General features: G+C 41.1%; 20 protein-coding genes. 11 read left to right on the top strand and 9 right to left on the bottom strand.

Translation table 11 applies throughout. The features are described from left to right. Window positions 1-72 precede the first annotated feature (72 nt). Complete coding sequence (locus J6836_RS10965; protein ID WP_219249229.1) at window positions 73-618, top strand: cell division protein ZapC; 546 nt, start codon at window positions 73-75, stop codon at window positions 616-618. 137 nt (window positions 619-755) lie between these two features. Here the strand turns inward: J6836_RS10965 and J6836_RS10960 are convergent, their stop codons facing one another. Beyond that, window positions 756-1,871 (bottom strand): YcbX family protein, encoded by a 1,116-nt coding sequence (locus J6836_RS10960; RefSeq protein ID WP_219249227.1) that lies wholly within the window; start codon window positions 1,869-1,871, stop codon window positions 756-758. A 98-nt stretch (window positions 1,872-1,969) separates the two neighbouring features. On the opposite strand from J6836_RS10960, the gene rlmKL reads away from it, so the two are divergent. The 6 genes from rlmKL to rmf all read left to right on the top strand — a co-directional run bounded on the left by rlmKL (window position 1,970) and on the right by rmf (window position 10,036). Then, window positions 1,970-4,078 (top strand): bifunctional 23S rRNA (guanine(2069)-N(7))-methyltransferase RlmK/23S rRNA (guanine(2445)-N(2))-methyltransferase RlmL, encoded by a 2,109-nt coding sequence (rlmKL, locus tag J6836_RS10955; RefSeq protein WP_219249225.1) that lies wholly within the window; start codon window positions 1,970-1,972, stop codon window positions 4,076-4,078. A 12-nt stretch (window positions 4,079-4,090) separates the two neighbouring features. Continuing rightward, window positions 4,091-5,998, top strand: coding sequence for an ABC transporter ATP-binding protein (locus tag J6836_RS10950; protein ID WP_219249223.1), 1,908 nt, complete (start codon window positions 4,091-4,093; stop codon window positions 5,996-5,998). Window positions 5,999-6,078: 80 nt separating this feature from the next. After that, window positions 6,079-7,305, top strand: a complete 1,227-nt coding sequence (pqiA, locus tag J6836_RS10945) for a membrane integrity-associated transporter subunit PqiA (RefSeq protein ID WP_255586410.1) — start codon at window positions 6,079-6,081, stop codon at window positions 7,303-7,305. After that, window positions 7,302-8,951, top strand: a complete 1,650-nt coding sequence (gene pqiB, locus J6836_RS10940; RefSeq protein WP_219249219.1) for an intermembrane transport protein PqiB — start codon at window positions 7,302-7,304, stop codon at window positions 8,949-8,951. The genes pqiA and pqiB overlap by 4 nt, the downstream gene beginning before the upstream one ends. Then, window positions 8,951-9,505 (top strand): membrane integrity-associated transporter subunit PqiC, encoded by a 555-nt coding sequence (gene pqiC / locus J6836_RS10935; protein ID WP_219249217.1) that lies wholly within the window; start codon window positions 8,951-8,953, stop codon window positions 9,503-9,505. The genes pqiB and pqiC overlap by 1 nt, the downstream gene beginning before the upstream one ends. A 360-nt stretch (window positions 9,506-9,865) precedes the next feature. Next, the gene (gene rmf / locus J6836_RS10930) at window positions 9,866-10,036 is read left to right on the top strand and encodes a ribosome modulation factor (protein WP_219249215.1); all 171 of its coding nucleotides are present in this window, start codon (window positions 9,866-9,868) and stop codon (window positions 10,034-10,036) included. Window positions 10,037-10,164: 128 nt separating this feature from the next. On the opposite strand, the gene fabA is transcribed toward rmf, so the two are convergent. The 3 genes from fabA to J6836_RS10915 form a co-directional block, all read right to left on the bottom strand. Then, complete coding sequence (fabA, locus tag J6836_RS10925) at window positions 10,165-10,683, bottom strand: bifunctional 3-hydroxydecanoyl-ACP dehydratase/trans-2-decenoyl-ACP isomerase (RefSeq protein ID WP_047756798.1); 519 nt, start codon at window positions 10,681-10,683, stop codon at window positions 10,165-10,167. A 96-nt stretch (window positions 10,684-10,779) separates the two neighbouring features. Then, a complete protein-coding gene (locus J6836_RS10920; RefSeq protein ID WP_219249214.1) occupies window positions 10,780-12,516 on the bottom strand; it encodes an AAA family ATPase in 1,737 nt (578 codons plus the stop codon). Between the two features lie 330 nt (window positions 12,517-12,846). Then, window positions 12,847-12,969 (bottom strand): GhoT/OrtT family toxin, encoded by a 123-nt coding sequence (locus tag J6836_RS10915; protein ID WP_255586409.1) that lies wholly within the window; start codon window positions 12,967-12,969, stop codon window positions 12,847-12,849. Window positions 12,970-13,196: 227 nt separating this feature from the next. Between J6836_RS10915 and matP the strand changes: the two genes are divergently transcribed. Further along, complete coding sequence (matP, locus tag J6836_RS10910) at window positions 13,197-13,667, top strand: macrodomain Ter protein MatP (RefSeq protein WP_219249212.1); 471 nt, start codon at window positions 13,197-13,199, stop codon at window positions 13,665-13,667. Between the two features lie 197 nt (window positions 13,668-13,864). Here the strand turns inward: matP and ompA are convergent, their stop codons facing one another. Next, entirely contained in the window at window positions 13,865-14,926 is a 1,062-nt protein-coding gene (gene ompA / locus J6836_RS10905) for a porin OmpA (protein ID WP_219249211.1), read from the bottom strand. Window positions 14,927-15,280: 354 nt separating this feature from the next. Next, window positions 15,281-15,802 carry an SOS-induced cell division inhibitor SulA gene (sulA, locus tag J6836_RS10900; RefSeq protein ID WP_219249210.1) on the bottom strand — a complete coding sequence of 174 codons (522 nt, stop codon included), beginning with the start codon at window positions 15,800-15,802 and terminating at the stop codon, window positions 15,281-15,283. A gap of 233 nt (window positions 15,803-16,035) precedes the next feature. Here sulA and J6836_RS10895 point away from each other — a divergent pair, with 233 nt between their 5' ends. Then, window positions 16,036-16,650, top strand: a complete 615-nt coding sequence (locus tag J6836_RS10895; protein ID WP_219249209.1) for a TfoX/Sxy family DNA transformation protein — start codon at window positions 16,036-16,038, stop codon at window positions 16,648-16,650. A 113-nt stretch (window positions 16,651-16,763) separates the two neighbouring features. Here J6836_RS10895 and yccS read toward each other — a convergent pair whose 3' ends face one another. After that, window positions 16,764-18,914, bottom strand: coding sequence for a YccS family putative transporter (gene yccS, locus J6836_RS10890; protein WP_219249207.1), 2,151 nt, complete (start codon window positions 18,912-18,914; stop codon window positions 16,764-16,766). A gap of 122 nt (window positions 18,915-19,036) precedes the next feature. On the opposite strand from yccS, the gene helD reads away from it, so the two are divergent. After that, window positions 19,037-21,091, top strand: a complete 2,055-nt coding sequence (gene helD / locus J6836_RS10885; protein WP_219249206.1) for a DNA helicase IV — start codon at window positions 19,037-19,039, stop codon at window positions 21,089-21,091. 47 nt (window positions 21,092-21,138) lie between these two features. On the opposite strand, the gene J6836_RS10880 is transcribed toward helD, so the two are convergent. Next, a complete protein-coding gene (locus J6836_RS10880; protein ID WP_219249204.1) occupies window positions 21,139-21,597 on the bottom strand; it encodes a methylglyoxal synthase in 459 nt (152 codons plus the stop codon). A gap of 113 nt (window positions 21,598-21,710) precedes the next feature. On the opposite strand from J6836_RS10880, the gene J6836_RS10875 reads away from it, so the two are divergent. Continuing rightward, window positions 21,711-22,124, top strand: a complete 414-nt coding sequence (locus J6836_RS10875; protein ID WP_219249202.1) for a CoA-binding protein — start codon at window positions 21,711-21,713, stop codon at window positions 22,122-22,124. Between the two features lie 73 nt (window positions 22,125-22,197). Here J6836_RS10875 and hspQ read toward each other — a convergent pair whose 3' ends face one another. Beyond that, window positions 22,198-22,518 (bottom strand): heat shock protein HspQ, encoded by a 321-nt coding sequence (gene hspQ / locus J6836_RS10870; RefSeq protein WP_206086681.1) that lies wholly within the window; start codon window positions 22,516-22,518, stop codon window positions 22,198-22,200. Window positions 22,519-22,652: the final 134 nt, after the last annotated feature.

Raw genomic sequence — 22,652 nt, 5'->3', positions numbered from 1 at the left:
TAAATTTAGGAAAGATCGTATTGATGATCGTTCTTATATATATTTACCGTTAAATCGCTAAAGGATCCGTTTATGAATATTAAACCAGATGATCATTGGCGTTGGTATTTTGATCATGACCATGACAGGGTGATGTTAGATCTCGCCAACGGCATGATATTTCGTTCATGTTTTCCAGCTAAAATGCTGACGGTATTTGCTCGCAATGAAATGCCATTTAGTATTGAGGATGCTGGGGAATTTTATTTGTTTGATGAGCAAGCTAAACGATTAAATATTACACAAGAAGAACGCGCTGAATTAGTGCTTAATAGTCTTGTTGCTTATCGTTTTTTAAAACCGCAGATGCCAAAAAGTTGGTATTTTTCTTCATTTCACGCGATTAATACACCTAAGCAAGGGCAAATTATTCAAGTGTGTTTAGAAAATAGCCATCATTATTCCACGTTTATTATTGCTGAAGCAGGTTCGTGTGCGAGCTTATGCTTATTAGCTGAACCGGTGCTGGAATTACCTGATCGTGTTTTAAGATTTTGTGATCCAATTAAGATCATGAATGATCGTATGCTCGAATATTCATCTAGAGCCAAACGACAGTTATATGGAAATGTGATTTGATTGATCATTACAGATCACATCAAAAAACGAATAAATAAAATCATCTTTCTCAATATGATTATTAATTTGGTCGTCTGAATGTTAACACCATCATAAATTATAATAGATGATGGTGTTAAATATTCTAAAATTAAATTTTACTTAAATGCTAATTTCAATGCTGTTTTAGGGATACAACTGCAGGCTAATATATAACCATTTTCCCTAATTGCACTTTGTTTTAATGGTGTCACTTCACCAGATACTAATTTAATTTTACATCGACCACAAATACCCGCTCGACATGAATAGGGAATATTTAAACCGTGGGATTCAAGTTGTTCAAGGATCACATTTTGGTTGTCACCTTCATATTCGGTTTCGTCGAAAACTAAGCTGACTTTGTTAATTTGAGACTGTGTATTTTGTACTGAAAGGTCGCTTTCTCTTTCCTGAATTAAATATTGTTTGGCGGTCTTAGTTTCTAATACAGTTAGTGTATCGCCAACGCGAATGACGCCTGTATTTTGAATTATCACATTTTGCCCAAAATCGACATCGCCTTTTTCATCTGAACGGAACGTTTGTAATGTGGCTAATGGCTCACTATTGGGGTGTTTAATGCCTTTTTCTGGACTGACGGTCGTGAGAATACATCGGCTGCAAGGCCTGTCTAAAGTAAAGACGACATCGCCAATTTGAATGGTTTTCCACGTGTCTTCTTCAAACGGCTTTGCGCCAGTTATAATTAAGTTGCCTCGAAATTGCTCGAGTTTAATACTGGCAGGGCAACGACGTTGCAATTCTTGAACTGACGCCTCATTAATTAATAGAAAAGGGTAGCCATCAGCAAATGACATCGGTACGTCTTGATATTCTTTAACGCGACGAGAAAGTTGTGGACTTAACCAACGTAATTGAACAGGCTCATCAAAGAAGGCACTTAACCAGCTATTTATTGTTTCCGGTGCAATGAGCGCATGAAAATGATTGCCCCAAACTTCAGTAGGGCTCTGCTTCTCGTTAAAGTCCTGATACAATACAGTCGCACTTTCACCATTAGGCGCTCGAAGATGGAGTCCATTATTGAGCATAACGGGTGTAAACAGTAACATTTGCGGGTATTTTCTCGCCGTAATAAATTTACCTTCCAGCGTGGTTATCATAAAATTACGATCAAAAGTCAAACCGCTAATATCAGCGAAGGCATGAGATAAACGCACCCCTCTCATGGATTTTACTGGGTGTGTATAAAGGCGCGAAAGCGTGATCATTTTTTAATCCTTATAATTGTGCGCAGCAACTTTATGACAACTGCATAAGATTAGCTATAATGCGCAACAATTTTTCATCGAAATCGGTAATAAATACTATGAATTTTCTGTTTGCCAGCACAGCTCGTGGCCTAGAAGAACTACTGAAAACGGAACTGGAAGCACTCGGTGCTAGCCAGTGTAAAGTGACCCAAGGGGGCGTCTATTTTCAGGCCGATGAACGGGTCATGTACCAAAGCTTACTGTGGAGTCGGCTGGCATCGCGTATTTTATTGCCATTGAATGATTTTGATGTCTACAGTGACTTAGATTTATACCTTGGTGTACAGGCGATTGATTGGTCTGAAATTTTTTCGGTAAATGATACGTTTGTGGTGCATTTTACAGGAACCAACGAAGAAATTCGCAACAGTCAATATGGTGCCTTAAAAGTCAAAGATGCCATCGTCGATAGCTTTGTTCGCAAGTTAGATCAACGCCCTGATGTTGCACGTCAACAGGCGGACATTCGCATTAATGTGTACCTGAATAAAGAAAAAGCGAGTGTAGCGTTAGATTTAAGTGGTGATTCGCTGCATATTCGCGGTTATCGTGACTTAGCAGGGCAAGCGCCGTTAAAGGAGACATTGGCCGCTGCAATCATTAACCGTTCTGGTTGGCAGCAAGGCACACCATTAGTTGACCCTATGTGTGGTTCGGGGACGTTATTAATCGAAGCCGCCATGATGGCAACAGATAAAGCGCCAGGTTTACATCGTAACCATTGGGGCTTTTATGCATGGTCGAAATTTAATGCCAAATTATGGCGTGAATTAACCACGGAAGCACAAGTGCGTTTCCGCCAAGGTTTAAAAGAAAACACTTCACGCTTTTATGGCTCTGATATTGATAAACGTGTACTGGAAATGGCGCGAGCAAACGCACGTCGTGCGGGTCTTCAGGACGTTATCACATTTAGCCAAGGCGATGCGGCTGCATTGGAAAATCCGGTTAAAACAGAAGCTGTGGGCACTATTATCAGTAACCCACCGTATGGTGAACGTTTAGAAAGTGAGCCAGCATTAATTGCATTACACAGCCAATTAGGCCGTGTTGTGAAAGCACGTTTCCCAGGCTGGCGTTTATCAATTTTCAGCGCTTCACCTGAACTATTAAGTTGTTTGCAATTACGTTCAGAACGCGAGTTCAAAGCAAAAAATGGTCCATTAGATTGCGTACAGAAAAATTACCAATTAGCGGCTACGCCTTCTGAAACGGTTGCAGAAATCTCCCCTGATTTTGCTAACCGCTTACGTAAAAATTTGAAAAAATTAACCAAGTGGGCAAAACAACAGGGTATTGAAAGCTATCGCGTCTACGATGCTGACTTGCCAGAATATAATGTTGCTGTCGATATCTATGGCGACAAAGTGGTTATCCAAGAATATGCGCCACCAAAAACCGTCGATGAGCGTAAAGCGCGTCAGCGTTTATTTGACGTGATCACAGCGACAATGAATGTGTTAGAGCTATCATCAAATCAATTGGTGTTAAAAACACGCCAACGCCAAAAAGGCAAACAGCAATACGAAAAACTGGCACAAAAAGACGATTTTTTCTTAGTGCAAGAATACAATGCCAAAATGCTGGTTAATCTAACTGATTACCTCGATACAGGGTTATTTTTAGACCACCGTATTGCGCGTCGTATGTTAGGGGAGATGAGCAAAGGTGCTGATTTCTTAAACTTATTCTGCTATACAGGTACAGCAACGGTACATGCAGGTTTAGGCGGCGCGAAAAGCACAACATCGGTAGATATGTCCCGTACTTACCTTGAGTGGGCAGAGAAAAATTTACAAGCTAATGGGTTAACGGGGCGCCAACATCGCTTAATTCAAGCAGATTGTTTAGGTTGGTTAGCAAATAGTGATGAACAATTTGATCTGATCTTTATTGATCCGCCAACATTCTCAAATTCAAAACGCATGGATGGTACGTTTGATGTGCAACGTGACCATGTGCAATTGATTACACATTTAAAACGATTATTACGCCGCGGTGGAACAGTCATGTTCTCAAACAATAAACGCGGTTTCAAAATGGATCTGGATGCAATCGCGGAGTTAGGACTACAAGCACAAGAAATCACCGCGAAAACGCTTTCTGAAGATTTTGCACGTAATCGTCAAATTCATAACTGCTGGTTAATTCGCCACGCAGAGTAAAGGATAGAATCAATGGCTTTAATTAATTTATCGGGTGCATACCTTTCGTTCAGTGATGCGCCATTACTTGATAATACTGAAATTCATATTGAAGATAACGAGCGCGTCTGCTTGGTGGGCCGAAACGGTGCGGGTAAATCAACCCTAATGCGTGTGCTGACGAAAGAACAGCCTTTAGATGATGGCCAACTGATTTACGAGCAGGATTTAGTTGTTGCACGCTTGCAGCAAGATCCGCCGCGTAATGTGGAAGGCACTATTTTTGATTTCGTAGCTGAAGGTGTTGCGGAGCAAGCGCAATACCTGAAGGATTACCACCATATTGCCAAAGTGGTGGAAGAAGATCCTAGCGAGAAAAACTTAAATAAAATGGCTGAATTACAAGAAGTGCTTGATAACCGTAATTTATGGTTATTGGATTCTCGTATCAGCGATGTTCTAAAAAAACTGGGCTTACCTGCGGATGCGGAGCTTTCTTCTCTTTCAGGGGGATGGTTACGTAAAGCGGCGCTGGGGCGTGCGTTAGTGAGCAACCCTCGGGTTTTATTCTTAGATGAGCCAACGAACCACTTAGATATCGAAACCATTTTGTGGTTGGAAAACTTCCTTAAAGATTTCCAAGGCAGCATTGTGTTTATTTCCCATGACCGTTCATTTATTCGTAACATGGCAACCCGTATTATCGATTTAGACCGTGGGCAACTCGCCTCATGGCCGGGAACCTATGATGATTATTTAGTCAGCAAAGAAGAAGCCTTGCGCGTTGAAGAAATGCAAAATGCGGAATTCGATAAAAAACTGGCGCAAGAAGAAGCATGGATCCGCCAAGGTATCAAAGCGCGTCGTACCCGTAACGAAGGGCGTGTTCGTGCTCTAAAAGCGCTGCGTGTTGAGCGTTCAGAGCGCCGTGAAGTGATGGGAACCGCCAAAATGCAAGTGGGTGAAGCCGCTCGCTCAGGTAAAATTGTTTTTGAAATGGAAAACGTTAATTACCAAATCGATAATAAAGTGCTGGTAAACGATTTTTCTGCGCAGGTGATGCGTGGCGACAAAATTGCATTAGTTGGGCCAAATGGTTGTGGTAAAACCACTCTGTTACGTTTAATGCTGGGTGATCTACAAGCGGATAGCGGCCGTGTGCACTGCGGAACAAAACTTGAAGTGGCTTACTTTGACCAGCACCGCGCAGCGTTAGACCCAGATAAAACGGTCATGGATAACTTAGCGGAAGGTAAGCAAGAAGTGATGGTGAATGGCAAGCCGCGCCATGTATTAGGCTATTTGCAAGACTTTATGTTCCCACCAAAACGTGCAATGACCCCAGTCAGAGCCTTATCTGGTGGTGAGCGAAATCGGTTATTATTAGCTCGATTATTCCTAAAACCAAGTAACTTACTGATCCTCGATGAACCGACCAACGACCTTGATGTCGAAACATTAGAATTACTTGAGGAGTTAGTAGATGGTTACCAAGGAACCGTTCTGCTGGTGAGCCATGACCGTGAATTCGTTGATAACAGCGTAACAGAATGCTGGATCTTTGAAGGCAACGGTGTGATCAACCGTTTTGTGGGCGGTTATTTTGATGCGCAAAAGCAAAGAGCACAAACCGTGAGTTTGGAAGCCAAACAAACGAGTAAAGTGGCAGCGCAAGAAAAAACGGCAAAACCGAAAGAAGCGGCAAAGCGACCAAATAAACTCAGTTATAATTTATTGCGTGAGTTGGAACAGTTGCCTGCGAAGCTTGAGCAATTGGAAACGGAAATTGAAGCGTTACAAGCTAAAGTTGGCGATGCTGATTTCTTCAATCAACCTCATGATGTTACTGAGCAAACATTGAGCCAATTATCAGCAAAAGAAACCGAGCTGGAGCAAGCGTTTGACCGCTGGCAAGAGCTTGAATTGCTTAAAAATGGTTGAGTAAATTGATAAATTAGAGGAGCGAATATTCTTTGTGTACCCATGAGTCTCATGAACATGTGCTTTGTCCTCAGTGCGATATGCTGGTTGCGGTTCCTGATCTGGAACAAGGCAGTAAAGCAACTTGCCCGCGCTGTGAGACGACGTTAGTTTCAAAGTGGCGATATCCGTATAAGCAACCTGCTGCCTATGCGTTTAGTGCATTGATCATGCTATTCATTGCGTGCTTATTTCCCTTTGTGAAAATGAGTGCGGCGGGTATAGAAAACGAAATTTCGCTTTTTCAAATTATCGAAATTATCGCCACGACGCGTTATAGCGCCCTGGCGCTATTTTTCTTGTTTTTCTCCTTAATTATACCGGCTTTTTGTATGGTCACCATTATCCTTTTAGGGTTGCAAGTGCATATTCCTAAAGGAATTAAAGTGGTGATCACACGAATTTTATTCCAAATGAAAGCCTGGTGTATGGCGGAGATTTTTTTGGCGGGTGTTCTAGTCAGTTTCGTCAAATTGATAGCCTATGGCGACATTGGCATTGGGTTAAGCTTTCTGCCTTACTGCATATTTTGTATGTTACAGGTGAGGGCATTCCAATGCTTAGATAGACACTGGTTATGGAATCGTATTGAAGCGGCACCAAAATTAGTACATCCATTAAAAGTCGGCCAAACAGGCATCAGCCAAAATATACGTTTATGTTTGGTCTGTACCGCGATTTTACCAGCTGAGCAATCTAAGTGTCCTCGTTGCCATTCTCGTGGCAGCGTGCGTAAGCACCAAAGTTTACAATGGACATTAGCACTGCTTGTGACATCGATTATGTTATATATTCCTGCGAATGTGTTGCCGATGATGACAACCAACACACTCGGGAGTGACTTAAACTCCACTATTATTGATGGGGTTATTTTGCTGTGGGGGGATGGTTCATACCCTGTTGCTATGATTATCTTTATAGCCAGTATTATGGTTCCTACGTTGAAAATGATTGGGATTGCTTGGTTGTGCCTCGATTCAAAAGGGTATGGCAATCGCGATCCACATCGTATGCATTTTATTTATGAGCTGGTGGAATATGTCGGTCGTTGGTCAATGATTGATGTATTTGTGATTACGATTTTGGCCTCTTTAGTCCAAATGGGGCAGTTAATGAGCATCGTTCCTGCGATGGGGATTATTTTCTTTGGTGTTGTCGTGATTTTAACGATGTTTGCGGCGATGACATTTGACCCTCGATTGACTTGGGATCGTTGTGATGCGAAAAATGCAGTGAATACTGCTGAACAAGAAGGAGCCATCGGGTGACCTCACAAGAAACACCACAGGCCAATGCTAAAGTCAGTAAGCTAAAAAGTTGGTCACCTGTATGGGTGATCCCAATTGTCACTGTTTTGCTTGGGGCGTGGATCTTATTTTACCACTTTAGCAACCAAGGCCCAGAAGTGACGTTGATCACTTACAATGCCGAAGGAATCGAAGCAGGTAAAACGAAAATTAAAAGCCGCAGTGTCGATATCGGCGTTGTGGAAAGTGTGACGTTAGATGACAATTTTAGCCGCGTCATCATCAAAGCACGTTTAAATAATGAAATGAAAGAGTTGCTTCGTACTGACTCGGCGTTTTGGATTGTAAAACCCGCGATAGGGCGCGATGGTGTTACGGGCTTAGGGACGTTACTTTCAGGGGCTTATATTGAGCTCCAGCCAGGGCTTGAGGCAAAAGAACACTTTGAGTTTACTCTATTAGATACACCACCTTTGGCTTCTCCTGATGCTAAGGGGATCCGCATTATTTTATCCAGTGACAAGGCTGGGCAGCTCAATGCGGGCGATCCTGTCTTATTCCGCGGTTACCGAGTGGGTTCCGTCGAAGCCAGTAATTTCGACATGGATAAGCGCGATATGCGCTATCAATTATTCATTAATGCTCCATACGACAAGCTCGTGAGCTCGAATGTACGCTTCTGGAAAGACAGCGGCATCGCTTTCGATATGTCATCTCAGGGTGTGCATGTTGAGATGGGCTCAATTGCCACTTTATTAACGGGTGGGGTGAGTTTTGATGTTCCTGAAGGGTGGGTACCGGGCGAAAATGCTAAGGAAAATGCGGAGTTTGAACTATTTGATAACCAAAGTAGCATTCAAAATTCGCTGTATACCCAGTACCAAGATTTTGTACTCTTTTTCTCTGATTCAGTGCGTGGCTTACAACCGGGTGCCCCTGTTGAATTCCGTGGTATTCGTTTAGGGACTGTTGCACAGGTTCCGTTCTATACAGCGGGTCTAGATCAATCACTGGACAATGACTTTAGAATTCCAGTTCTTATTCACATTGAACCTGAGCGTTTTTCTAAAGATGTAGGTGCGAATTTTAATTTAAAAAATGAATTAAAATTGGCGATGCAGGGTGGGCTTAGAGCATCATTAAAATCAGGTAATTTACTGACGGGTGCACTATTCGTTGATTTAGACTTCGTACCGAATGCCGAGCCGTATAAAGGCCCGACAGTGGTTGCTGGGTATAAAATTATCCCAACAACCAGCGGTGGTTTAGCGCAAATTCAACAAAAAGTTATCGCCGTGCTGGATAAAATCAACAATATGCCAATTGAGCCTATGTTGAACCAAACCACACAAACGTTAGCTGAAGGGCAAAAAGTGGTTAAAGAAGCCAACGCAATGCTCGTAGAGTTGAATAAAGTGATGGCGAGCAAAGAGTTCCAAAACTTACCGCATGACCTGCAAAAAACATTGCAAGAAATGAACCGTGCAATGCAAGGCTTCCAGCCGGGTTCACCTGCTTATAATAAGATGGTGGATAATATGCAGCGCTTAGACCAAGTCTTAAGAGAAGTTCAGCCATTGCTAAGAACGTTAAACAATAAGAGTAATGCATTAGTCTTTGAAGCCGAACCGACGAAGGATGTACAGCCGAAAGGAGTTAAAAAATAATGAGATATCTGATATCGATATTTGTTTTGTTGTTGGCAGCGTGTAGTAGCACACCTGAAAAAATGTACTACCAACTGCCAATAAACGCTTCTAAAACGCAATCTGCGGCGGTAATGGATAAAGGCCAAGTCTGGTTACAGCGTATCATGTTGTCGGATGTATTGACGTCTAACGGCATTACTTACCAAACAACTGACGTGAGTTACACCAATGCGAGCACTCACTTATGGGCAAGCCCACTGGAGCAACAACTTGGGCAGTCAATGGTGAGTGAATTATCAGCAGCGTTGCCAGAAAAGTTAGTTTCATTACAGCCTTTGCAAAATTCACCTGATACCTTGGATATCACTCTTACGGCTTTTAATGGCCGTTATGATGGAAAGGTGCTTATTCAGGGATTTTGGACGTACTCACAGGATAAAAATGTGATCCGTCGTAATTTTGATATCCAGTTGGACCAACAGGAAGATGGATATCCTGAATTAGTCCGTACATTGGCAGTGGGCTGGCAGCAAGTTGCTAAAGGGATTGCTGAAGAAATCAATAAACACTAATTAATCATCATTGAGTTAGTTTTCTAAGTGCACTTTAGGTATGCGTAGTTATGACTATTACCTGAGGTGCATTTTTTTTTGCATTAGAAATTCTGTTTAAACACCCTTTTAGGATAGTCTTAAAAATAGTCGATTTTGGTTATTCTAAAGTGATGATTATTAAAGAGATATTTGGTAAATATAATAAATTCAAAAGGTTGCTGTAAATGAGCCATGCAAGTCACATTTATGCTAATTATGACAAATATATGAAAATCTTTACTTGATTTTCTATTCGGTGGGCGCTATTTCTATAGTGTACCTGTTAAGAAGTAATAGGTGCTGTTTTCTTTTCCATTTAAATGATGAGGGAAGTAAGGCATGAAAAGACAGAAGCGAGACCGTTTAGAAAGAGCTTTATCAAGAGGTTATCAAGCAGGTTTAGCAGGGCGCTCTAAAGAGTTGTGTCCATATCAGGCTATAGATGCTCGTTCGCACTGGCTAGGTGGTTGGCGTAAAGCGATGGAGGATCGAACCGTAGCCGTTGTTTAATCCCACTATTATCTGATCCTTTAGGCTAAATAACCTGCCTGTCTTTTTGAACCATTTGCGGGTTTTTAAATTAAAGGTATCAATCAATTTAAAAACCTCCGCGATGGCGGAGGTTTGCATTTTAAGACTTAGAAAGCGCTGGTATCTTTGAATAAGCCTACTTTTAAGTCTGTTGCGGTATAAATTAATTTACCGTCAACTAACACTTCGCCATCCGCTAAGCCCATGATCAGTTTGCGGTTAATCACGCGTTTAAAACTGATACGGTAAGTGACTTTTTTCGCTGTTGGCAGGACTTGACCAGTGAATTTAACTTCACCCACACCTAAAGCACGGCCTTTGCCTTCGCCACCAAGCCAGCCGAGGTAAAAGCCAACTAACTGCCACATAGCATCAAGGCCTAAACAGCCTGGCATAACTGGGTCATTAGTGAAATGACAGCCAAAGAACCAAAGTTCAGGATTAATATCGAGCTCAGCTTCGACATAGCCTTTATCAAAGGTGCCACCATCTTCAGTCATTTTGACGATGCGATCCATCATCAACATGTTTCCTGATGGCAGTGGAGGACCATTTTCCCCAAATAACTCGCCTTTTCCAGAAGCAATTAAATCATCTTTTGTGTAGGACTCGCGTTTATCAACCATGTTCTTCAGATAGCCTTTATTATGTGTAGAGGTACAGGATAGCTTACACTTGTACGCTGAACAACTCCGATCTGCTATTTTTTACGCAATCTTTACTTAACTCATCCACTTCAAGAACCAAGGAAGTCTGGCTTTATCAGGGGAATTTGCTTGGTTAATGCGTTCTTGAATTAAAGCTAACAAGTGTACATTATCTTCTTCCACTTGTTGTTCCAAATAAGGCTGTTTCGTTAACAGCGTAATGGCTTGAGCAACATGTTCGACAGGCCAAATATGGAATTGCCCCGCTTTGACAGCGTCAACCACTTCCGCTTTGGTGCATAAATGACGCACATTAGCCATGGGGATAATCACACCTTGCTCACCCGTTAAGCCGCGTTTTTCACAAATATCGAAGAAGCCTTCAATTTTTTCATTAACGCCACCAATAGGTTGCACATAGCCAAACTGGTCAACAGCACCAGTCACGGCAATTTGCTGATCAATAGGTTGTAATGCCAAGGCGCTGATTAACGCACACAGTTCAGCGAGGGAGGCACTATCACCATCAACTTCACCATATGACTGCTCAAAAACAATAGATGCTGAGAATGGCTGAGGTTGTTCCAGTTTCAACTCATAGTTTAAGTAGGCTTGCATAATCATCATACCTTTGGCATGAATATTACCGCCGAGCTCTGCTTTACGTTCAACATCCGTAAACTCACCATCACCTAAGTGCGCGACGCAAGTAATGCGTGATGGTTCACCAATCGCTTCAGGGTGACCGGGATACTGTAAGACGGACAATCCATTGATTTGGCCGATCACTTCGCCTTCAGTTTTAACGAAAATTTGTTCTTGTAAAATATCATCTTGTGTACGTTCAGCCAGAAAACTATGTCGCCATAAGCGGTTTTCAATTGCTTTAGTAAACGAATCTAGTGTCAGTAGTCCGTCGATTGCGTAATGGGATGCATCCATCAAGCTGCGAGTTAACCAAGGGGTATCCAGCGGTAGATTAAATTTATCTTCACAGAAACGTGTTGCTTGCTGAATAAACGGGATCCATCCATCGGCTGCAATATTCGGTAATGAATTTGTTTCTATAATGGATTTGATATAACCCATCCATAGTAACAATTGTTCTTCATCTTCGAAGAACATGATAGGTTCATATTCACCATAAATAGCACTATCGAAGATCTCTGGCGCACTATATTCAAGTTCTTCTAACGCGAGTCTATCTCCAACAATCACGATTTTAAGTTCAAGAGGCTGAGGTTCTATGCCAATAGGCAGTGGTTGATTTTCAGAGTAGGGTAACCATTCTAATTGGCGTCGGTTAACCATATTTTTAAGGCGGTTCCACATGAGTGGTTGGCTAATTAATGCATTTGCAGCTATTACCAGCACACCACCATTAACTTGGTGAACTAGGCCCGGTACGAGTTGCAATGATGGAGTAACATAACCAAATAATTGTTCTGGTTCTACCCAATGGCGATAAGCAATAGGTTGTTGAGTTGAAAAACGGCTTTTAATACCGCTTTTCCACTGGAAAGAATGTTTATCTTCAGATAATTGATAATCGCCATCAATGACTGATGTATTTTCTAGCAATGGGCTAATTGCATCTGCATAAGTGCGAAGGTATTCCTCACCTTCATCAGACTTGATAAACATAAAGCGAGTATGCGCTAACTCCTTAACGAAACGCTGCATTCCATCATATAACCGAGGTTGAATATCGGAAAATGTTGCGGGGCTCAGAGATCCTGAAGAAATAAGATGCGTCTGAAATGACGATAAATTAGGAATTAGGCCTTGCCATGTTAGTTCTTGACTGATCACTATGATTATCTGCTATTAATAGGGTTATAAATGAAATGCCTGCTAATTATACTCGTTATACTTAAAGTTGCATGGGTGTTGACTGCGTTCAAATAGCTGAATTACATACACAGTATGCTCATCGGACTATCTTCGCTTGCCGCCTACATGCAACTCGAATTATTTAGAGTATTGCTGGGCGCATGTACTTGATTGTGTTTATTTGGTCAATTGACCATTCGTGTTGTTTGTTTTATAAACGATTTTCAAGTCAGTAAATTACCCAGTGGGCAAGATTGTTATATTAGCCTTTGATAGGCAATCTTGCAGCAATAATTGTTGAAATATCGATTAGAATAACGAAAACATGAGCACAACAGGGAGTGTCATTGGCCAAGTGAAGCCAATTAATAGAGCACTAAGTAGACGCATAATACAGTTTGGATCTTTCGTGACAAATAGGGTGAATAACATTGCACATAGGCCGCCAACCCCATAGATGACGAGTATGTTTTCAAAAGTGGACATGCAGGATTACAAATTTGTTAACAGGTGGATGCGGATTCTACACTATTTAGAGTAAGAACGGTTATTTTCTTTACTGAAAAAATGATTATTTAATTAAATTGGATTTCTGCTTGAGCATTTTGTTTATAATATTGCTAATATAAAGATAGGTTCGGTTTTCTTCAGGAAAAATTATGAAATATCAGCAGCTTGAAAATCTTGAATGTGGCTGGAAATGGGAGTATCTCGTTAATAAAGCACGTGCTGGCGAGGCAATTACCCGTTACATCGAAAGAAGCGCAGAAAAAGAAGCGATCGAATTGCTGTTAAAAACAGAAAATAGACCGAACGAAGTGCTCAAATGGATTTCATCACATATGAATCCTGACCTTGATAACCGAATGAAGCAAAGTATTCGCGCCAGACGAAAACGCCATTTTAATGCGGAGCATCCACATACGCGCAAAAAATCAATAGATTTGAATTTTTCGGTTTGGCAGCGCTTATCAAACTTAGCAGTAAAACGGAATAAAACATTGTCAGAAACGATCATTCAATTGATCGAAGATGCTGAGCATAAAGATAAATATGAAAACCAGATGAGTACACTGAAACACGATCTTCAGGCAATACTTGGCGATACAAAAAATAGTGACGAGCAATAGGTGGCGGGAAGATCGCTAGGGATCTTTGCTGGTGAGTCAACAAAATGTAGAACCGTATAACTAACCACTTGAATTGACATCAAGTAAGGCAAAAAAAGTACGTATTCTTGACTCAAAAAAACCAATGATTTAAAAAAAACCCCAATCGAAATTGGGGTTTTTTGTATTTAGTTCAAAATTCAAACTAGGGCTAGGAATTAAGCGCCTGGTTGAGTAACAACTTCAGTTGTACCTTGAATTTCGATTTCAACGCGACGGTCTGGCGCTAAGCACTCGATCAGAGCAGCACGGCCTTTAACAGCGTCACATTTGTTGCCAGTTACTGGATCTTCTTTACCGCGACCTTCAGCTGCGATTGCAGATGCTGGAACGCCTTTAGATACTAAGTAATCAACAACTGACTGAGCACGTTTTTGTGACAGTGGCAGGTTGTAGTTTTGTGAACCGATACGGTCTGTGAAGCCAACAACCAGTACACGACCTTGAGTTGGGTCAATGCTGCTCAGTTCTGTGTACAGTTCGTTCAGTGCTTGCTGACCTTCTGGTTTCAGAGTTGCTTTGTTGAAGTTAAACAGAACGTCTGAACGCAGTGTGAAACGTTTGTTTTCAACAACTGGAGCTGCTGGCTCAACAACTGGAGCTGGAGCAACTACTGGAGCAGTTTCTTGACCGAAACGGTAAGCAACACCAACACTCAGCATGCCGTTGTCTGGACGAGTACCGATGTTGTCTTTATCACCTAAGTTGCTAACCCATTGGTAGTCTAAACGAGTAGCCCACTCTGGAGTGATTGCATACTCAAGACCCAATGCGTATACAGGAGCAACGCCAGTGTCAGTTTCTTTGTAGTTACGTTGGTTAGCTTTAGCTTCTGTACGGTAAACCATACCACCCAGACGAGTATAAACGTCTAAGTCATCCATGATTGGATAGCTTAATTTAGTCGTTAATGAAACACCCATAGAGGTTAAGTCGCCTTTGTCAGCGCCTTTGTATTTCATTTTACCAAACCAGTCATAACCTAATTCGAAGCCCATGTACTGGTTGTATTGGTAACCAGCAAATGCACCTGCACCTAAAGTATCACGCTCAGTAGAACTACCTACTGATGGGCCACCGTTAGGAGTGAATTTAGTGTCTTCGTAATGAGACCAACCTAATTTAGCACCTGTATACCAAGTGTTATCTTTTGGAGCTGCTTGTGCAACTGTTGCAAAAGCGGCTACTGCCACTGCTACTGCGATAGCTGTTTTTTTCATTTTTACGCCTCGTTATCATCCAATATTGGCATGGCTTCAATGAGCCTTATTATTTGCCATTGGTTCAATTTACTTGCTAGGTTTCGCGGACATTATCTACAAAAAATCAATAAAAGTAAAAAATAATGCCATAAGCTTAACAAGCTAAAGTCTACAACGAACTTAAAAAGATACAAGTAGAGTGAGCAATAAACGTTAAAAAAAGTATTTTTTTAGTGTATAAATCAGAGAGATATGGATATTTCTTATTATGATTATTTTTTATCTATCTGATTGATCTTCAATACTTTTCATTTCACTTTAGGGAAAAATATTTCTAAAGGTTAAATTCAGTAAGAAAATTCTTAATCTTGGCTAGTGATAGTGATTTGAATGAATTTTTAGGTTGTTTAGCTGTCCTGATTGCATACTCACCATATTATATGTTTTTTGTGGACGCATAATAAAGCCAATAGAATGACCTTCTTGTGCGGCGTCTTGTAAACGAAGAAAATCTTGTTCATTTAGTTCGGGTAGCCACCCTAAAACAACACTGTAATTACCGCTTTTTAAGGCTTTTTCCATGGCATCTATAGTGGTAATTGGAGCCATATGGTTTAACTGCATAACTTTATGTGTAGGAATGCCCGATTGCTCTAACCAGTGTTTACTGAGTTTTTTGTTAGGGCTTAGCCATAATAACCAACGTGATTGAACACCAAACTGGCGAAGCATCGGTAATAAGATGAAATCCATAATTGGATGTTTTTCGTCGTAAACAAGTTCACTCACCATACCTTGCTGCATTGAGCTATTAGTTGGCCCAGCAGTTTGGAAAGATTGTGCGTAATTATTAAGAGAATGTTCTGTTGTGTCGTTCCAAGAATAGATGCTCATAATTCACCTCGTTACAATGCTGTATGAACATACAGTAACTGTATATCCATCCAATATCAAGACTATTTTTTCAAAGCGCTTCGCAACTTTGGTGTTTTTCTATGCATTCTACTTGGCATTTTTTATTGAAACTCTCAGAATTGGTCATGCGTAATTGGTTGTAATGAAAGAAATAATAAAATTAATTCTCTCAAGGATGAAAATTAACCAGACCCAAAAAGGAGTTAAGGTAAATGTTGTTATCGGAAGAAAAAATTTTTTATTTGTACCGTTTATTAGACCGGTTGGGTGAGCTTAAACGCAAAAACCACTTTGGCGGGCACTGCTTATTAGTTAATGACGCAATTGTCGGGTTATTACTTGATGGGCGTTTTTATCTTAGGGGATGTTTGCTGGCGAGAAGCCATTTTGAGGCATCGGGGCTTGATAGGCTAGTTTACACTAAAAAAGGTATCCCATTGGAAATGCGTTATTACCAGCTATCAGAACAAATGTGGTGTGACGAAAAGGCACTTTTTCAGTTTATCGAGATTGCCTACCATTCTGCTGTTGAGGAACTGCAGCAAAAGCAGGTTATCACGCGCAGAATAAAAGACTTACCGAACATGAATATGTCCGTTGAAAGGGCGTTGGGGAAAATTGGTATCTTACATGCTGACGATTTACGCATGGTGGGCGCTAAAGCGTGTTTTATGAAGTTAAAACAACACGGAAGGCATAAGCCGAGTGTTAAGTTACTGATTGGTTTAGCCGCTGCAATAGAAGGCTGTCACAGTGCGGTGTTACCGAAAACAATCAAACAAGAGCTGATTGCATGGTATAACAGCTTTGAATTAACAGCGATTTGATAGTGCAGTAGGAAAGGTATTGACGAAGTTAATGTATTGCACAGCATAAAACAGAAAACGAAGCGGGTATTAATAGCTTGTTTTATAATCTAATACCCGCTCATCAGTATGTTTTATGACGAACTAATTTGGCGGATCATTTGTTTGATTTCAGGAATAAGTTCAAGCAATAGTTTGGTTTGTTCCATGATTAACACTGTTTTTTCATCATCACTGGCTGAAATATTATCAATACGTTGTAAGAGGCTATCACGTAGTTTTTCTGATTTTTCATCAATAATATGTGGGTCTAACGTGGTAATTTGCAGGGAAGACTCGACATAACAAATTGCATCATTTAATAAGGCTAAATTTTCTTCATTTTGTATTTGCTCGCGGTGAGCACCAAGGGCTGAAATATAGCTTAGTAGGGTATGATTTAAACATAATAAACGAAAGGCTTGCTCTTGCGTTATCCGATAGGATTTAGGATCTGATGCCATGTTGGAAACAATGGAAGCAAACTCGGCGTCATTATTGTGCGCTTCACGGCGTGCGACTCGATACTCTAAGCCATTATCTTTTCCTTGGTAGTACTGTAATAAAATCGCATCTAGATATCGGCAATTGCTATCCATGGTTTTTTGCACTACTTGAGGTAGTTGACGGAATTTCCAATCAGGCCAAATAAAACTCACTGCAAGTAATGCGATAAAACAACCAATTAAGGTATCGATAATACGCGGGAGCGCCACATCAAAGCCTTCACCCAGTAAGTTAAAGCAGAATAAAACCAATAAGGTAATAAAAAGTGTGGCTTGTGCGTATTGGCTACTACGGAACATGAAGAACAATAAACCTGAAATTACGATGAGAGTGAGCTGGCCTTCTATTGAAGGGATCAGGTTAAGGAGTGGTAAGCCGATGAGAATACCCACAATCGTGCCGATAATACGCAGTGCCAAACGTCGTTTAGTGGCGTTGTAGTTAGGTTGGCAGACAAATAAACTGGTGAGTAAAATCCAATAACCTCTTTCCATATCAAACAGTTGAATAATCGCATAGCCAGTACAAAGCAAAATTGACATTCTTACTGCATGGCGAAATAAAGAGGATTTTGGTGTTAAATGGTGCTTAACGCGGGAAATAATATCGCCAAAACCTGAAAGTGATTCATCGGATAATTGCTCAATTTGTTTATTATTTTGTTGCCATGAGCTTTGTTCAAGGCTTAAGCCTTTTAGTTGAACATCGATACCTTTCAAATTCTTCAATAAATTATGTAATGCTTTGATTTCATGAATTCTAGGGGATTGTTCCTTGAGGAGTTGCAAGGAGTTTTCAAGGTAAGTAAACGTACGTTCGAAGCGTGGGTTGTGTTGGTATGGTTTGCGCCATAACACAGATTGAGCAACTTGTTGGCAGGCTCGGGCTTGCATCGTTAATAAGCGTTGAAAGCGAAATAAAATATCATGGTGGCGAAGCGTACGGCTAAGCTGTTGATATTGAATATGGGATGAGCTGGCTCGCTCATGAATATCTTGAGCAACAAAATAGTAATGTAAAGTATTACGTGTCCCTTTTTGCCCACGGTCACCTTTTAAGCGGCTAAGTAAGGCGATTTTTGTTTGGTTCATCGTATTAACTAAGCTACTGTTAACTATTGTCAAATCATAAACGGATTGCTGATAATCATCTTCGAGGTCGGGGTCAAATAAACAGGCTTTGGCATCTAAATAAGCAGATAACTGTTGGTAACACTGTGTAATGGCATCTTGCAATGGCCGTACTGGAAATAAAATATGGCCGATTAAGGTTAAAAGGTTATACCAAATTGCCCCTGTAAGAAGAAGGGCCGGTTGCTGGTACCATGTATCGAAAATGGGAACGCCTAACATGGTATAAATTGCAATTAACAATGCACCAAACGCAATGGTAGCGTAACGCTGCCCTAATGCGCCTAAAAGGATAAAACCGCAGGTAGAAAAAGCCAGTCCAAAAAAGAAAAATAGAGGATAAGGAAATAAAAGCTCAATAGAAACTGAAGCAATAAAAAAACAAAAAAGGGTAATAATTAGATTTTTTATTCTACCAGTTAGCCTATCATCTAAGTCAGTTAAAGCTGCGGCGACCACGCCTAATGTTAATGGAATGGTGACCTTTGGGTCTTGTCCTAAAATCCATGGCAATAAGGTTGTGCCTGTCAGGGCTATAAAGATTCGGATATAATATAAAATATGGCTGTTATATAGCACACGACGATAACTGGTAAGCAGCGTTAGCACAAAGTACCTCAAAGGTAAGAAAATCCCTATTCCTTATAGGATAGCGTGTTTACCCAGAATAAAAAACCGTTTGGAATCAAGCCAACGTATTTTAGTTATTGATATTCTCAGGTGCGGGACGTATGGAACTGAAATCAACACAGATTGGACAGCGTCTGGCTCAGCATCCCTACAATCGGGTTCGCTTACTCAACGCTGGTATTGAAGTTAGCGGTGAAAATCACCAATATCTTATCCCTTTTAATGAACTTATCGATCTTCGTTGTAAGCGAGGTATTGTTTGGGGGGAGTTAGAGTTTGAAATTGTAAACGAGCAAGTGATCCGTTTACATGGTACTGAATGGAAGCAAACTCAGCGATTCTTTCATTATTTAAATGAAAAATGGCAGCAGTGGAGTGGTGAAATGAGCGAAGTGAGTGCAGAGGTTCTCTCTCACTTGGTGAACAAAATTGAGCAAATATCACAGCAAGATACATGGCTAAATTTACGCCAATTGGCTGAGATTAAAGAGAATATTAAGCAGCAGTTTTCGTCGTTACCTTTACCCCTAGCCCGAATTTCACAGTTTGAAAACTGTTCGTCACAGTACCAATTATGCCTACAGTGGCTGAATCATAGCCAGCAGTGTCGTAAGCAAATTAATGAAAAGTGGTGTGAATCTGTTTTGGTTCGCTATCACGATTTTTTTCAGCAAGTGGAATCTTCGCCACTCAATCATTCACAGTCGTTATCGGTCATTAATGGTGAAGATAATGTACTTGTACTAGCTGGAGCAGGAAGCGGTAAAACCTCGGTTTTAGTCGCTCGTGCTGGGTGGTTAGTTTTACGGGGACTGGCGCAACCTGAGCAAATTTTATTGTTGGCATTTGGCCGTAAGGCTGGCGATGAAATGAATGAACGTATTCAGGCTCGTTTACAGCAAGATAATATTCAAGCAAAAACCTTCCATGCATTAGCGCTGCACATTATTCGAGAAGGCAGTAAAAAATCCCCTGTGGTGAGTGAGTTAGAAACGGATACGAAAAAGCGTCAGGCGTTATTGTTAAAAGAGTGGCGTGAACAGTGTTCGAGTAAAAAAGCGCAAGCCAAAGGTTGGCGAGAGTGGCTGAGTGAAGAACTTGCTTGGGATATTCCAGAGGGAGAATTTTGGCAAAATGAAAAAATAACGCAGAGAGTCGCTGCGCGATTAGAACGTTGGCTAAGTTTGATGCGCATGCATGGTGGCAGCCAAAAAGAAATGGTTGATAACGCGCCAGAAGAGGTGCGAGAGCTATTTCAAAAACGCATTAAATTAATGGCTCCATTATTGAAAGTATGGAAGGGTGCCCTAAAGGAAGAAGGTGCGGTTGATTTTTCGGGGCTTATTCACCAAGCGGTTAATATCCTTGAGAAAGGGCGTTTTATCAGCCCATGGAAGCATATTTTAGTCGATGAATTTCAAGATATTTCGCCGTTAAGAGCTAAACTCTTACACGCTTTGCGCCAACAAAATAAGCAAACGACGTTGTTTGCAGTGGGGGATGATTGGCAGGCTATTTATCGCTTTAGTGGTGCTGAGCTGGATTTAACCACCTCTTTTGAGCATAACTTTGGTGAAGGGGAGCTTTGTGCTCTGGACACCACTTATCGATTTAATGAACGTATTGGTGATATTGCTAACCAGTTTATTTTGCAAAATCCTATCCAGCTCGATAAGCCTTTGAATAGTTTAGTGAAAGGTAATAAAAAATCAGTCGTTCTTTTGTATGAAGAGGCATTAGAACGTTTGTTTGATAAAATGAGTGGGTATGTGCTTGATAATGAAACGATACTGGTGCTCGCTCGTTATCATTATTTAAAACCTGAGATTCTAAATAAAGCGCAAACACGTTGGCCTAAGCTGAATATTCAGTTTATGACAATCCATGCGTCTAAAGGGCAACAAGCTGATCACGTGATTATTTGTGGGCTAAATGGTGGGAAAGACGGCTTTCCAGCGCCAGCGAGAGAGTCCATTATTGAACAAGCTTTATTACCACAGCCTGAATCATTTGAACATGCTGAAGAACGGCGCTTATTGTACGTTGCAATAACACGTGCGAAGCAGCAAGTTTGGCTACTGTATAGCCCTGAAAACCCATCCGAGTTTGTTGATGAACTCAGGCAACTGGGGGTACCGAGGCAGAAAAAACCATAGTGGTATGCCCCTGTGCCGAAGGTGTTAGGCTCAGGGGCATTGAATCGCTAGTTGGTACGCTTGGTTAAGTAGCTTTGATAATCAGGGATGACAATATCAATTGTTTCATCAAAAAATGGTGAGGTGATGAGAAAATCTGCTGTTGCAGGGTTAGTGGCGACAGGAATGTTCCACACAGTAGCTAAGCGAAGTAAGGCTTTGACATCGGGGTCATGAGGGACTGCATTAAGTGGATCCCAGAAGAAAATCAAAAGATCGATTTTTTGTTCTGCAATCATGGCGCCAATTTGCTGGTCTCCCCCCATTGGCCCGCTCAACATGCTAGTGACTGGTAAGCCAGTATGTTGGTTAATTAAATTACCCGTTGTCCCTGTCGCATACAATTTATGAGCTTGCAGGCGCTGCGTATTTTTTGTAGACCAAGACAGCAAAGACGGCTTACAGTGGTCATGGGCAACCAAAGCAATATTTTTTGAGGCACCTATGATACGGGTTGTTGATTCCATGGTTTTCCCTTAAGTCAGATGAACTTTAAATATCGTTAAAATTGATTGGGCAAAGATGTACCAGATATATCATAATGCCAATGAATAGTTTACTGGTTTTGGGAGATATTTTGATGAAAGATCAAGAAATTGCTGAAATTTTAAAAAGCGTGAAAACCATCGCATTAGTTGGTGCAAGCGAAAAAGTGAATAGACCCAGCTATGAGGTCATGGAATATCTGTTACATCAAGGTTACAAGGTTATTCCTGTGAGCCCAAAATTAGCAGGGCAAACGCTGTTAGGTCAGTTGGTATATGAAAAGCTAAGTGATATCAATGAACCGATAGACATGGTGGATGTATTTCGTAATGCTGAAGCTGCTGTTGGTATCGCGAAAGAGGCCGTTGCCGCCAAAGCAAACGTTTTGTGGCTACAAAAAGGCGTGATAAGTGAAGAAGCACAAGAAATTGCGTTAGAAGCCGGATTGAAATTTGTGATGGATAGATGCCCAAAGCAAGAAATCCCCGCTTTAGGGCTTGAAAAGTAATGATTTTAGCCTGCTACTAAAAAGTAAAGCAGCTAACTTGCTGCTTTACGGTTGCGTTCATTAATGACAAAAATTAGTTACGCAGACGCGGTGCCTGCAACTGAGACCTTATTGACTCTGCAAGTTCATCCATCGACGGTTGTTCAGGATGGTCATCTGCAGATTCATAAGTAATTTGTGCTTCAGCCAAATAAGTATGAACAGCATCCCCGTTGTCATCTTCCATAACAACATGATACCAAGGCAGATCGCGTAGCGTACTGTTTGAGGCAATATCATCATCATGTGGTTGTTCGAGCGAGTATTCAGCGTCCACATCAACAACGACCCCTAAGTAGCCGAGAAGTTTGTGTCTGACTTGTTGCCCGATCCCATATTTACTGGTGATCATCATAGCGACCTCCTAAAAGCCTTGCTTGTGCTTCAATCTATATGTGGGCAGTGCTGCGCGTTTTCAAGTTAACGTATGGACAATTAGCAATAACGCAATACACTGTCTTTATACGCAACGTTGAAAAAGCAGTGCCT

Origin of the sequence: Providencia sp. R33, from assembly GCF_019343475.1 — a bacterium.
Lineage (GTDB): Bacteria > Pseudomonadota > Gammaproteobacteria > Enterobacterales > Enterobacteriaceae > Providencia.
The sequence above is the reverse complement of the archived record's forward strand: the minus strand, read 5'-3'. Positions and strand labels throughout refer to the sequence as shown.